Origin of the sequence: Pseudomonas crudilactis (assembly GCF_013433315.1) — a bacterium.
GTDB classification, from domain to species: Bacteria; Pseudomonadota; Gammaproteobacteria; order Pseudomonadales; family Pseudomonadaceae; genus Aquipseudomonas; species Aquipseudomonas crudilactis.
The window spans coordinates 81,294-94,077 of sequence record NZ_WXVV01000009.1 but is presented as its reverse complement, the minus strand read 5'-3'; the positions used below and the strand labels follow the sequence as shown (position 1 = coordinate 94,077).

Genomic DNA, 12,784 nt, shown 5'->3' with positions numbered 1-12,784 from the left:
AATGGCATCACCCCGGTCCACAGTGAGCCGAGGCCGATGAATCACTTCAAACCTTGAATCGACCCACCAGCATCTGCAGATGCGTGCCCAGCCGCGCCAGCTCAACACTGGAAGCCGCCGTCTCTTCACTCGCCGCCGATGTCTGATCGGACACATCCCGCACATTCAGCACGCTACGGTTGATCTCTTCAGCCACTGCGCTCTGCTGCTCGGCCGCTGCCGCAATCTGTTGGTTCATCGCTTGAATCGCCGACACGGTGCGCGTAATGCTTTCCAGCGAACCACCGGCACGACGGGTCAGCTCGACGCTGCTGTCGGTCAGGGTGCGGCTGTTGTCCATGATCGTCGCCACTTGCTGGGTGCCGTTTTGCAGGCCGACGATCAGCTCTTCGATCTCTTCGGTGGATTTTTGCGTGCGCTGGGCGAGGCTGCGCACTTCGTCGGCAACCACGGCAAACCCACGCCCGGCCTCACCGGCACGCGCGGCCTCGATGGCTGCGTTGAGGGCCAGCAGGTTGGTTTGCTGGGCCACGGATTTGATCACGTCGAGGACGCTGCCGATCTTGTCGCTTTCGCGCTTGAGTTCGCCCATGGCCTCGGTGGAGTGACCCACTTCAACGGCCAGACGCTCGATCTGCGCGATCGCTTCGCCCACCACTTTGTCGCCTTCGCGCGCCTGTTGGTCGGCGGCGACGGCGGCTTCGGACGCTTCCTCGGCGTTGCGCGCGACTTCCTGCACGGTGGCGGCCATTTCGTTCATGGCCGTGGCGACTTGATCGGTCTCGATTTTCTGATTATTGACCCCGGCACTGGTCTGCTCGGTCACCGCCGACAGCTCTTCAGCGGCGCTGGCGATCTGGGTGACGCCATCGCTGATGCCGCCCACCAGTTCGCGCAGACCCTGGGTCATGCTCTGCATCGAGCGCTGCAATTGACCGAGCTCGTCGCGACGCAGGGAGACCAGGTTGTGCGTCAGGTCACCGGCAGCGACGCGCTCGGCGACTTTCAGGGTCTGGTTCAGCGGGATGATGATCTGGCGAGTGATCGCCCAAGCGGCCAGCAGGCCGAACGCAACGGCCAGCAGGGTGGCGATGATCAGCATGTTCTTGGCGTGCGCGGCATCGGTGTCACGCACCACGGTTTGCGATTCAGTGAGCTTCTTGCTGACGTCGATGAGGATGTCACCCTGAGTCGACATGCGCGCGGCGGCCTTGGCGTTGTTGACCTGCGAGTCGCGGAACTGCGCAACCGCTGCGCGATAGGCTTTGATCGAGTCCGTGGCTTGTTTCAGGTTGGCAATGTGCTGTTCCGGCAGTTTTGCCGGCAGGCTGTCGAGGTTTTTCAGGGCGTTGTCGATGGCGTCGAGGGCCGGTTGCTCGGCTTCGGCCTTGCCGCTGTAGGTGTAGCCGCGCACCTGATAACGCGCTTGCTGCAAGAGTTTGCTCAGCTCGATCACGCTGTTGAATTGCGCGACGCTGTCACCCGCCAGCATGGATTTTTCCACTTCGGCGACTTTCGCCACGGCATTGTCGGCACTGGCGCCGAGTTTGCTGCGGGCATCCTCGCGCTGCACGGTGGCCTGGGTCATGTCGGCAAAGGCGCGTTTGTACTCGGCGACGGCGGCCAGCTGTTGATCGACCATCGCCGCGTCGGACGGCTGTTCAATCAGGCTGCGTGCGGTTTGCAGGCCGCTGTCGAGTTTGTTCAGCAGATCGGTGACCGCGCCCGGGCCTTGTTCGCCACGGCGTGCTTCGTAGTCCAGACGTGCCAGGCGCAGGTCCTTGGTCAGCTCGTTAAGGCTGGAGATAAACCCGAGTTTGTCACCGCGGCTGATGATGCCGCTCATACCGGTCCAGCCGGTGAAGGTGATCAACAGTGTCAGCAACAGCACCAGGCCGAAACCGATGCCCAGCTTGCGTTTGACGCTGACGTTCCCAAGATTCTCGGCTAACCAACGGTACATGCGACCACTCCCTTCGGACCACTAATTGGACTTATGGAGAGGGTATCGGCCGAATGATGGCAATCTGTAACACCATTTATCCGGTGCGCAGAATCAGAAGAGCCGGGCGAGCAGGGCGGTGACGGCGGTTTCGACGCGCAGAATTCGATCACCCAATTGCACCGGATGCAGGCCGGACTTGGCCAGCAGATCGATTTCGTAGGGGATCCAGCCGCCTTCAGGGCCGATGGCCAACGTCACTGGTTCGCTGAGCGCGCGTGGGCACGGTGGATAGTTACCGGGATGGCCGACCAGACCGAGGGTGCCTTCGGTAATCGCCGGCAGCCGATCCTCAACAAACGGCTTGAAGCGCTTCTCGATGATGATTTCCGGCAGCACGGTATCGCGGGCCTGTTCGAGGCCGAGGATCAAATTGTCGCGAATCGCCTCAGGCTCAAGAAACGGCGTTTGCCAGAAGCTCTTCTCGACCCGATAGCTGTTGACCAGAATCACCTTCGACACGCCCATGGTCGCCACGGTCTGGAACACCCGGCGGAGCATTTTCGGGCGGGGCAGCGCCAATACCAGGGTCAACGGCAGCTTTGCCGGGGGCGGCTGATCGATGCAGACGCGCAATTCGGCTTCACCCGCTTCGAGGCGCAGCAACTCAGCCGAACCCATCAGCCCGTTGATGCGGCCGACGCGCAGGTTGTCACCGACTTCCGAACGGTGAACTTCCTGCATATGGGTCAGGCGTCGATCACGCAGCACTACGCGGTCGACCGCAATGAAATCGGCCTCTTCGAGCAACAGCAGGTTCATGCCTGGGTCGCTGGCGGCTGGTCGTTGTGGTCGTCGGCCGGGTTCTCGTCCGGGCGTTCGCGCTTGCTGATCAAACCACCGAACAGAATGCCGATTTCAAACAGCATCCACATCGGCACGGCCAGCAGGGTCTGCGAGAAGATGTCCGGCGGCGTCAGGATCATGCCGACCACGAAGCAGCCGATGATCACGTACGGGCGGATCTTCTTCAGGTATTTGACGTCGACCACGCCGATCCATACCAGCAGCACCACGGCCACCGGGATCTCGAACGCCACGCCGAAGGCGAAGAACAGCGTCATGACGAAATCGAGGTAACTGGCGATGTCGGTCATCATTTCCACGCCGGCCGGGGTGGCTGCGGCGAAGAACTTGAAGATCAGCGGGAACACGAAGTAATAGGCGAACGCCATGCCGGTGTAGAACAGCAGAATGCTCGACACCAGCAGTGGCACCGCGATGCGTTTCTCATGTTTGTACAGACCCGGTGCGATAAAGCCCCAGATCTGATGCAGGATCACCGGGATCGCGAGGAACAGCGAAACCATCATCGTCAGCTTCAGCGGCGTCAGGAACGGCGACGACACGTCGGTGGCGATCATCGTCGCGCCGACCGGCAGGTACTGGCGCAGCGGCGTCGAGACGAAGGTGTAGATCTGCTGGGTGAACGCAAACAGCCCGGCGAAGATGATGAAGATCGCCGCCACACAACGCAGCAGGCGGGTGCGCAACTCGGTGAGGTGCGAAACCAGCGGCATGTGCTGGTCGTTTTCGGGGAGATCGCTCATGGGGCTCGCGGCGGCAAAGTGGTGTCGTGAGGCGCGGGTGTGATCGGCGCGGCAGTCGGAGCTACATGTTCAACTGAAGTGTCAGCAGCGGGCACTGGTTCTGTCGGCGCTACAACGGCAGCAGGTGCAGGTGCAACGGGCGTGGTTGGCGCATGAATCGTCTGCTCGCCCACATGCTCAACCGGTGTCGGCTCCTGCTGAACCGGGCTGAAGATCTTCCGCGCTTCCTGCTCCAGCGACAGAATGTGCTCGTTGTGCAGTTGCCGACGGATCTCGTCGGCACCGATTTCACGTTCTACTTCCTGTTTGATCGCGTTGAAGCTGCGCTTCAGTCGTCCGACCCACAGGCCAGCGGTACGCGCAGCGCCCGGCAGACGCTCGGGACCCAGCACCAGCAGGGCCACGAGGCCGACCAGCAGCAGTTCAGAGAAGCTGATACCAAACATTAGTCAGTGCTCACACGTCTTTGCGGATCGGCTCTTCGACTTTCTGCGCCTGCACGTCGATGGTGTGCGGCGGATTGGCCTGAGCGGTGGCTTGCGGCTGTACCGGTGGCACTGGCTGCGCAGGCGTCACGGTTGGATCAGCGGCCGGTTTTTCATCGTCGTTCATGGCTTTGCGGAAGCCCTTGATCGATTCGCCAACGTCGGTGCCGAGGTTTTTCAGTTTCTTGGTGCCGAACACCAGCACCACGACAACCAGAATGACGATCCAGTGTTTCCAGTCAAAAATGCCCATGTTGCTGTTCCTCTCTAAAAATTGTTCAGGCGGACGGACGCGAGGCTTTCTCGACGTGTCCGGACAGGCCAAAGCGACGATCCAGTTCATCCAGCACGGCCTGCGGATGCTGCCCCAGTTGGGCGAGCATGACCATGCTGTGGAACCACAGGTCGGCGGTCTCGTAGATCACGTCGCTGCAGTCGCCGCTGATGGCGGCGTCCTTGGCGGCAATAATGGTTTCGACCGACTCTTCGCCGACTTTCTCCAGAATCTTGTTCAAACCCTTGTGATACAGACTAGCCACATAAGAGCTGTCGGCGGCTGCGCCTTTGCGCTCTTCGAGCACTTCGGCCAGGCGGGTCAGGGTGTCACTCATGTTTGTGTCCTGCGGAATAGATAGCGTGCGGGTCTTTCAGCACCGGATCGACGGTTTTCCAGTCGCCGTTTTCGAAGACACGGTAAAAGCAGCTTTGACGGCCGGTATGGCAAGCGATGTCGCCGATCTGTTCAACCATCAGGATGATCACGTCGGCATCACAGTCCAGACGCATTTCATGCAGCGTCTGCACATGGCCGGACTCTTCGCCTTTGCGCCACAGCTTGCCACGGGAACGTGACCAGTAGATGGCACGGTTTTCCGCAGCGGTCAGTTCGAGCGCTTCGCGGTTCATCCAGGCCATCATCAGCACGCGTCCGGTCTTGTGATCCTGGGCAATCGCCGGCACCAGGCCATCAGCGTCCCACTTGATCTCGTCCAACCAGTTTTTCATCTTCGACTCCGACAGCGAACCCACACTTCAATAGTCGGGTTCAGGCGTTGAAACAGTGTGCCAGCCGATCACGAAACTGGCTATCGGCGAACGACCAGATACAAGCCGACTGCCACCATGATTCCCGCCGGCCAATGCCCCAATTCGTGCAATGGGCCACCGATGGAGAGGATCACCCCGCCGGCCAGATGCGCGCAACCGAGCAGGCGCAGGAACCAGTCATCCTTGCGTTTGTGCCATGGCGGTGGCGGGTCGTAGGCGTGTGGTTGCGACATGCGTTCGAGCAGATCACGAGCCATATTCGCCAGATGCGGCAGTTGTTCAAACTGGCTCTGCACGTTGCCCAGCAAGGCTTTCGGGCTGACGCGCTCGCGCATCCAGCGTTCGAGGAATGGCTGCGCGGTGTTCCACAGGTCCAGATCCGGGTACAGCTGACGGCCGAGGCCTTCGATGTTCAGCAGGGTCTTTTGCAGCAGCACCAGTTGCGGCTGCACTTCCATGTTGAAGCGTCGCGCGGTCTGGAACAGGCGCATCAGCACCTGGCCAAATGAAATATCTTTTAACGGTTTTTCGAAGATCGGTTCGCACACGGTGCGGATCGCCGCTTCGAATTCGTTGAGTTTGGTTTCCGCCGGCACCCAACCCGAATCGATGTGCAATTGCGCCACGCGGCGATAATCACGCTTGAAGAACGCGAACAGGTTGCGCGCCAGATAATCCTGGTCTTCCGGGGTCAGGCTGCCGACGATGCCGCAGTCGATCGCAATGTACTGCGGGCTCCACGGATTGACGGTGCTGACGAAGATGTTGCCGGGATGCATGTCGGCATGGAAGAAACTGTCGCGGAACACCTGAGTGAAGAAGATCTCCACACCGCGTTCGGCGAGCATTTTCATGTCGGTGCGCTGATCGGCGAGAGTCGCCAGATCGGTCACCTGAATGCCGTAGATGCGTTCCATCACCAGCACTTTCGGCCGGCACCAGTCCCAATAGACTTGCGGCACGTAGAGCAGCGGCGAGCCTTCGAAGTTGCGCTTCAACTGGCTGGCGTTGGCCGCTTCGCGCAGCAGATCCAATTCGTCGTAGATGGTTTTTTCGTAGTCCTGGACCACATCGACCGGGTGCAGCAGACGCGCGTCGGCCGAGAGTTTTTCGGCGGCGCGGGCGAGGATGAACAGCCACGCCAGATCCTGCGCGATGATCGGCTTCAGGCCCGGGCGGATCACTTTGACTACGACTTCCTCGCCGGTTTTCAGCTGCGCGGCATGCACTTGCGCCACCGAGGCCGAGGCGAGCGGTTCGACGTCGAAACGGCTGAACACGTCGCTGATCTTCTTGCCCAGCTGTTCTTCGATCAGCTTGATCGACAGCTGCGAATCGAACGGCGGCACGCGGTCCTGCAACAGCATCAGCTCATCGGCGATGTCTTCCGGCAACAGGTCGCGGCGGGTCGAAAGAATCTGCCCGAACTTGATGAAAATCGGCCCGAGATCCTGCAACGCCAGGCGCAAACGCGCACCCCGACTCAGATCCAGTGGCTTGCGCGGGAACCAGCGCCACGGCAGCACAAAGCGCAGCGCCAGAAGGAACCACGGCAACGGCAGATCGAACAGCAGGTCATCGAGGCGGTAGCGGATCACGACGCGCTGGATGCGCAACAGACGGCGGACGGCAAGCAGCTTCATGCGTTATCGCTTGGGTCGAGGGATCGGGAAAGGCGCTCGAAACGCGCCTCGAGACGTTCCAGATCAAGTTTGATCCGGTCCAGTTCGCTGAACCGCGCTTCGGCTTCGCGCTGCCCGACGAGGGTGCGCGATTCTTCGGCGAGGTATTCGGCGAGATTCTGGTTGAGGCTGGCAAATCCTTGTTGATACCAGCGTGCGCGGCTGCGCAGATGGCCACCGACCAGTTGCGTGGCGACCGGGCCGAGCCAGCGCGAGAGTTCGTACTCCCAGTCCAGCTCAAGGTCTTGCAGCACACCGGCCAGCTCCAGCAGCACGCCGCTGTCGCCATCAAGTTCGACTTCCGGGGCGTGCAGCACCGCGGTCTTGTCTTTGCTCACGGCCAGTTTGATCAGGCTCGACGCCGGCGCACGCAGGGTGCAGTCGACACCGGTTTCCCAGTGCGAGGCCAGCATCAGACCTTCGTCGCTCGGCAGAATGAACAGTTGCAGCGCCGGGCTGCGGCAGTCGACGGCAATCACCTTGCCGGTCAAATGCGCCAGCCGCGGCAGCGCCGTGCTGTCGAGACGCAGCACCCGGTTGAGGCCGAGTTCAACGCTGGCGAGCAGCCCGGTGAGCAGCATCAGGGCTTGATGCCGCGGTGCAGGGCGACGATGCCTGCGGTCATGTTGTGATAGGTCACGCGGTCAAAACCGGCGTCGACCATCATCGACTTCAGGGTTTCCTGATTCGGGTGCATGCGGATCGATTCGGCCAGGTAGCGATAACTTTCCGAGTCGTTGGTGATCAGCTTGCCCATCAGTGGCATGAAGGCGAACGAGTAGGCGTCGTAGGCTTTCGACATCAGCGCGTTGGTCGGCTTGGAGAATTCCAGCACCAGCAGGCGTCCGCCGGGCTTGAGCACGCGCAGCATCGAACGCAGGGCGTCTTCTTTATGCGTCACGTTGCGCAGGCCGAAGGCGATGGTCACGCAGTCGAAGTGATTATCCGGGAACGGCAGTTTTTCCGCGTCCGCCTGGACGAATTCGACGTTGCCGGCGACACCCAGATCGAGCAGGCGGTCACGACCGACCTTGAGCATCGATTCGTTGATGTCGGCCAATACCACCTGACCGGTAGGGCCGACCAGGTGCGAGAACTTTTTGGTCAGGTCGCCGGTACCTCCGGCGATGTCCAGCACGCGGTTACCGCTGCGCACGCCCGACAGTTCGATCGCGAAACGCTTCCACAGCCGGTGCATGCCGCCCGACAGAAGGTCGTTCATCAGGTCGTACTTGGCGGCTACCGAGTGGAAAACCTCAGCGACTTTTTCCGCTTTCTGGCTTTCCGGAACGTTTTTGAAGCCGAAGTGAGTGGTGGGTTCGGCATCGCTGCCTTTGCGCTGATCAGTCATATCGCTGTCACCAAAAGAGAATGCGCGACATTCTAATCCCCAAGCCATGCTTTGTCTTGGAATGGCTAAAGGTAAGATGGGCAACCTTCGGGACGATTTGCCGCAGCGGCGGTCAAGATTTACCGACACATCTTTTTCGCCCCATTCAAAAAGCAGGAGTCAATCAATGGCCAAAATCACTGTTGAGCGTGCCCACAATCTGGGCAAGGAAGCCGCCCGCGAGAAGGCCGACAAGCTGGCGCAGAAACTTTCCGAGCAATATGGCCTGGAGCCGCAATGGGCCGGCGACACCCTGAACCTCAAACGCTCGGGCGTGAAAGGCGCAGTGCATGTGGCGGACGATTCGATCAAGGTCGACGTGGAACTGGGCATCATGATGTCGGCCATGAGCGGCATGATCAAAGCCGAGATCGAGAAGGCGCTCGACAAAGCTCTGGTCTGAAACACGATCCCCTGTAGGAGTGAGCCTGCTCGCGATAGCGCTCGGTCAGTCGACATCATTTTTGACTGATACACCGCCATCGCGAGCAGGCTCACTCCTACATTTGTTTTGTGCAAGGCCTGAGGTTCATGTCAGTTGTTAGGGTGCCGTTTCTAATTTATCTCCTTACTTTGTGCCTGAGCCCGACACTTTCCCGGGCAGTTCCTCAAACCTTCTGCGCGTGAGGTGCACCATGGCCAAAGTAATTTTGAAGAAAAAAATCGACGCTTCGACAACCGCTCTGAGCGACGTCAAATCCTATGCCCGCAAGATCTGGCTGGCAGGCCTGGGTGCCTACGCCAAGGTCGGCCAAGAGGGCAGCGACTACTTTCAAGAGTTGATCAAGACTGGTCAAACTGTTGAAAAGAAAGGCAAAAAAGCCGTCACCGAAAAACTCGAAGCGGCCAACGCCGAGATCGATGAAGCCAAGAGCGAAGTAAGTTCTTTCAAAGGTCGTGTCGAAGTTCAACTCGACAAGGTCGAGAAGGCATTCGACTCCCGCGTAGCAAGCGCCTTGAATCGTATCGGCATTCCGTCTAAACATGACGTTGAGACACTCTCTGCTAAGCTCGATGAGCTGACGGCATTGCTCGAACGCGTCGCGCGTAAATCTTAAGGAGAACGGGATGGCTGGTAAAAAGAACACCGATAAAGAAGGCAGCTCGTGGATCGGGAAAGTCGAAGACTACTCCCGCAAAATCTGGCTGGCTGGTTTAGGCGTGTACTCGAAGATCGACACTGACGGCAGCAAGCTCTTCGATACATTGGTCAAAGACGGCGAGAAAGCCGAGAAGCTCACCAAGTCCGCAGTCGGCAAAAAAGTCGATGCCGCCAAGGACTCCGCTTCTTCGGCCAAGTCGCGCATCAGCGGCGTGAAAGATCGCGCACTGGGCAAATGGGACGAGCTGGAAGGGGCTTTCGACAAGCGCCTGAACAGCGCGATCTCGCGCCTGGGTGTACCGAGCCGCAATGAAGTCAAAGCGCTCAACAGCAAGGTCGACACACTGACCAAACAGATCGAAAAACTCACCGGTCTGAAAGCCCAGCCTGTGGCGGCGAAAACCGCTGCGGCAAAACCGGCAGCGAAAACGGCTGCGGCCAAACCCGCGGCCAAGTCTGCTGCCAAGCCACTGGCCAAAGCGGCAGCTAAACCTGCTGCAAAAGCTGCGGCTAAACCGGCTGCGAAAACCGCTGCCGCCAAGCCAGCAGCAAAAGCAGCAGCCAAACCGGTTGCCGCCAAAGCCGCTGCGAAACCGGCAGCGAAACCTGCGGCCAAAACTGCCGCAAAACCTGCCGCCAAGCCAGCAGCGAAAACCGCTGCCGCCAAACCGGCTGCCAAGCCTGCAGCGAAACCTGCTGCGGCGAAGAAACCAGCGGTGAAAAAACCGGCCGCACCGAAAGCCGCTGCGCCGAAGCCAGCAGCACCTGCTGCCGCCAAGCCGGCCACCCCGGCAGCTCCGGTAAGTGCGTCGAACTCCGCCGCAGCACCGACTCCGGCGGCCACCCCGACTGCTGCATCGACGCCGTCGACGCCAACCAGTCAGTCCTGATTCTTCAGGACAAAAAAAAACGCCCGGCCTGTGAAGGTCGGGCGTTTTTGTATCTGAATTCCAACAGCCCCTCACCCTAGCCCTCTCCCAGAGGGAGAGGGGACCGAACGAGGTGTCTCACGCTATACGCCGACCTGAAAGGCCTTATCGATTATGGATTCGGTAATGCACTATCAGGTCGGCGTAATTTCCGAATATCCCCCATTCAGTTCCCTCTCCCTCCGGGCGGTCCGACGTTTCGGGAGGGCTAGGGTGAGGGGCTTTTGATTCAGTCATGGTCTTCAAGATACTGAAGAGCCATCCGCTCCGTGGCGACCTTAACCGGCGGCAACAAATGCGGCGCCACCAGCATCATGATCTGGTAGACGACTAATCGAACTTCCCCTTCACGATCAAGAATCCGCTGATAATCCAGCGAAAACAGCAACGTCATGGTGATCTGCTCAACCAACTGCCCCAACGCCTGCGTATCACTGACCAACTGCCCCGCAGCCTTCAACCGCGCCAACAACGACGCCAGCGTACGCTTCAGCGCATTGAGTAGCTGTCGAATCCCTTTGGCCAGCTTCGGCAAGCGTCCGGCCAAGTTCGACAGGTCCTGAAACAGGAACCGATACTGCGCCAACCGCTCGACAATCAAGTGCAAAAACAGCCAGTAATCCTCCGGCGCCAGTTCCACATCCGGTGGCGGATCGAGCAGTGGCGCCAGTTCATTCTGGAAGCGTTCGAACAACCCGAGAATCAGCGGTTCCTTGCCGTGGAAGTGGTAATAGAGGTTGCCCGGGCTGATGCCCATTTCGTTGGCCACCTCCATGGTGGAGACGTTCGGCTCGCCCTTTTCGTTGAACAGTTGCAAAGCACATTCGAGAATCCGGTCGCGGGTTTTCATCCAGTCTTCTTAGAAAAGTTCGGTTAAGCGTCAGCGCACACGCACGTAAGTCCCGGGCGCGGCCTCCATCGGTGGATAGTTCGGATTGCCGAGGGTAAACGTGGTTTCGTGCTGGGCACCGGAGCGCTGTTGAATCCATTCCAGCCACTGCGGCCACCAACTGCCGTCGACGTGTTTGCCGTCGTAGTACCAGGCACGCGGGTCGCTGCTCATCTTGCCGTTCTCGACGTAGGCAGCTTTCGGGTTGCTCGGCGGGTTGAGGATGCTCTGCACATGGCCGCTGTTGGACAGTACGAAACGCCGCTCGCCACCGAGCAGCAGGGTCGAGCGATACACCGCATCCCACGGCGTGATGTGGTCATTCATGCCGGCGACGCTGAAGCTGTCGACGGTGACTTTTTGCAGATCGATCGGCGTGCCGCACACTTCCAGCCCGCCCGGATGGGTCAGTGGGTTGTGCTTGAAGAAGTCCAGCAGGTCGCCGTGAAACGCCGCCGGCAGACGCGTGTTGTCGTTGTTCCAGTAGAGAATGTCGAAGGCCGGCGGCTCTTTGCCCAGCAGGTAATTGTTGACGAAGTAGCTCCAGATCAAATCGTTGGGGCGCATCCAGGCGAAGACCTTGGCCATGTCGCGACCGTCGAGCACGCCTTTCTGATAGGAACGGCGCTTGGCTGCTTCGAGGGTTTGCTCATCGGCGAACAGAGTGGCTGAGGTTTCGATTTCACTGTCGAGCAGGCTGACCAGATAGGTCGCGCTGGAGACGCGGCGCAGCTGCCGCTTGGCCTGCAAATGGCCTTGCAGGGCGGCGATGGTCAGCCCGCCGGCGCAGGCGCCCATCAGGTTGACCTCGCGGGCGCCGGTGATCGCCCGGCAGATGTTCATCGCTTCTTCCACCGCCTCAACGTAGGTCGACAGGCCCCATTCGCGATGGCGCACATCGGGATTGCGCCAACTGATCATGAAGGTCTGCAAACCGTTTTTCAGCGCGTACTGGACGAAGCTGTTCTGCGGGCTGAGGTCGAAAATGTAGTACTTGTTGATTTGCGGCGGCACCACCAGCAGCGGTTTGGCGTACTGCTTTTCGCTCATCGGTTTGTACTGGATCAGCTCCAGCATCTCGTTGCGAAACACCACCGAACCGGTGGTGGTGGCGACGGTCTTGCCGACCTCGAAAGCCTGTTTGGTAACCTGGCGCGGCAGGCCGTCGTTGTGCAGCAAGTCATCGAATAAATGGCTGAGGCCGTGCACCAGACTGTGTCCACCGGAGTTGAACAGCTCCTTGACCGCCAGCGGATTGAGCAGGGTGTTGGAGGGCGCCACGGCGTCGTTGAGCAGGGTGAAGGCGAAGTGCGCACGAGCGCGATCGTCCGGGCTCATGTTGCTTTCATCGATCCAGCTTTTGACCTGCTTCTGCCAGGCCAGATAGGCCTGCAGGCTGCGCCGGTAAAACGGATTGAGGCTCCATGCCGGATCGGCGAAACGGCTGTCGTTCGGGTTGGTTGGGTGCAGGGTCTCGCCGAGCAATACGCGGCCCAATTGGCCGCCGAGTTTCAAGGCATGCTTCGCACTGTGGATCGGGTTGCGCAGACCGTGGGCGGCGACAATGCGCAAGGTCGAGATCAAATCCCGCCCACGCAGGCCGGTGATCGCACTTTGTGCATTGATGAACACGGCGGGGCTGGGCACTACGCCCGTCGCTGGTTTGTCGCGCATGACTCAACACTCCTTCGTCTTCAGGCCAAAAACA

The 12,784-nt window shown here is 59.9% G+C and carries 15 protein-coding genes and 1 pseudogene; 3 read left to right on the top strand and 13 right to left on the bottom strand.

Going from position 1 to position 12,784, the window contains the following annotated elements; translation table 11 throughout:
- Nucleotides 1-46: 46 nt before the first annotated feature.
- The 11 genes and pseudogenes from GTU76_RS30590 to ubiE all read right to left on the bottom strand — a co-directional run bounded on the left by GTU76_RS30590 (nt 47) and on the right by ubiE (nt 8,117).
- Entirely contained in the window at nt 47-760 is a 714-nt protein-coding gene (locus tag GTU76_RS30590) for a methyl-accepting chemotaxis protein (RefSeq protein WP_371850961.1), read from the bottom strand.
- Nucleotides 761-901: 141 nt separating this feature from the next.
- Nucleotides 902-1,846: pseudogene (locus GTU76_RS30585) on the bottom strand (methyl-accepting chemotaxis protein); the annotation flags it as partial.
- 210 nt (nt 1,847-2,056) lie between these two features.
- Complete coding sequence (locus tag GTU76_RS11910) at nt 2,057-2,764, bottom strand: 16S rRNA (uracil(1498)-N(3))-methyltransferase (RefSeq protein ID WP_180698687.1); 708 nt, start codon at nt 2,762-2,764, stop codon at nt 2,057-2,059.
- Entirely contained in the window at nt 2,761-3,552 is a 792-nt protein-coding gene (gene tatC, locus GTU76_RS11905) for a twin-arginine translocase subunit TatC (RefSeq protein WP_016984605.1), read from the bottom strand. The genes GTU76_RS11910 and tatC overlap by 4 nt, the downstream gene beginning before the upstream one ends.
- Nucleotides 3,549-3,998: a Sec-independent protein translocase protein TatB gene (tatB, locus tag GTU76_RS11900; protein ID WP_175552945.1), complete on the bottom strand. Its 450-nt coding sequence runs from the start codon at nt 3,996-3,998 to the stop codon at nt 3,549-3,551. The genes tatC and tatB overlap by 4 nt, the downstream gene beginning before the upstream one ends.
- Nucleotides 3,999-4,008: 10 nt before the next feature.
- A complete protein-coding gene (locus GTU76_RS11895) occupies nt 4,009-4,290 on the bottom strand; it encodes a twin-arginine translocase TatA/TatE family subunit (protein WP_003220847.1) in 282 nt (93 codons plus the stop codon).
- A 25-nt stretch (nt 4,291-4,315) separates the two neighbouring features.
- Nucleotides 4,316-4,648 carry a phosphoribosyl-ATP diphosphatase gene (locus tag GTU76_RS11890; RefSeq protein WP_007909355.1) on the bottom strand — a complete coding sequence of 111 codons (333 nt, stop codon included), beginning with the start codon at nt 4,646-4,648 and terminating at the stop codon, nt 4,316-4,318.
- Nucleotides 4,641-5,042 (bottom strand): phosphoribosyl-AMP cyclohydrolase, encoded by a 402-nt coding sequence (hisI, locus tag GTU76_RS11885; RefSeq protein ID WP_007909357.1) that lies wholly within the window; start codon nt 5,040-5,042, stop codon nt 4,641-4,643. Before hisI ends, GTU76_RS11890 begins: the two co-directional genes overlap by 8 nt.
- Nucleotides 5,043-5,122: 80 nt before the next feature.
- Nucleotides 5,123-6,727, bottom strand: coding sequence for a ubiquinone biosynthesis regulatory protein kinase UbiB (gene ubiB / locus GTU76_RS11880; RefSeq protein ID WP_180698686.1), 1,605 nt, complete (start codon nt 6,725-6,727; stop codon nt 5,123-5,125).
- Nucleotides 6,724-7,347, bottom strand: coding sequence for a ubiquinone biosynthesis accessory factor UbiJ (locus tag GTU76_RS11875; protein ID WP_007909360.1), 624 nt, complete (start codon nt 7,345-7,347; stop codon nt 6,724-6,726). Before GTU76_RS11875 ends, ubiB begins: the two co-directional genes overlap by 4 nt.
- Nucleotides 7,347-8,117 carry a bifunctional demethylmenaquinone methyltransferase/2-methoxy-6-polyprenyl-1,4-benzoquinol methylase UbiE gene (gene ubiE / locus GTU76_RS11870; RefSeq protein ID WP_008080626.1) on the bottom strand — a complete coding sequence of 257 codons (771 nt, stop codon included), beginning with the start codon at nt 8,115-8,117 and terminating at the stop codon, nt 7,347-7,349. The genes GTU76_RS11875 and ubiE overlap by 1 nt, the downstream gene beginning before the upstream one ends.
- A 166-nt stretch (nt 8,118-8,283) precedes the next feature.
- Here ubiE and GTU76_RS11865 point away from each other — a divergent pair, with 166 nt between their 5' ends.
- From GTU76_RS11865 to GTU76_RS11855, 3 genes are all read left to right on the top strand, one after another.
- Nucleotides 8,284-8,559 carry a polyhydroxyalkanoic acid system family protein gene (locus GTU76_RS11865; protein ID WP_016984601.1) on the top strand — a complete coding sequence of 92 codons (276 nt, stop codon included), beginning with the start codon at nt 8,284-8,286 and terminating at the stop codon, nt 8,557-8,559.
- Between the two features lie 232 nt (nt 8,560-8,791).
- Complete coding sequence (locus GTU76_RS11860) at nt 8,792-9,214, top strand: phasin family protein (protein WP_180698685.1); 423 nt, start codon at nt 8,792-8,794, stop codon at nt 9,212-9,214.
- 10 nt (nt 9,215-9,224) lie between these two features.
- Nucleotides 9,225-10,148 (top strand): phasin family protein, encoded by a 924-nt coding sequence (locus GTU76_RS11855; RefSeq protein ID WP_110719500.1) that lies wholly within the window; start codon nt 9,225-9,227, stop codon nt 10,146-10,148.
- A 268-nt stretch (nt 10,149-10,416) separates the two neighbouring features.
- Here the strand turns inward: GTU76_RS11855 and GTU76_RS11850 are convergent, their stop codons facing one another.
- Nucleotides 10,417-11,037, bottom strand: a complete 621-nt coding sequence (locus tag GTU76_RS11850) for a TetR/AcrR family transcriptional regulator (RefSeq protein WP_016984599.1) — start codon at nt 11,035-11,037, stop codon at nt 10,417-10,419.
- A 30-nt stretch (nt 11,038-11,067) separates the two neighbouring features.
- Nucleotides 11,068-12,750: a class II poly(R)-hydroxyalkanoic acid synthase gene (gene phaC, locus GTU76_RS11845; protein WP_180698684.1), complete on the bottom strand. Its 1,683-nt coding sequence runs from the start codon at nt 12,748-12,750 to the stop codon at nt 11,068-11,070.
- Between the last annotated feature and the right edge of the window lie 34 nt (nt 12,751-12,784).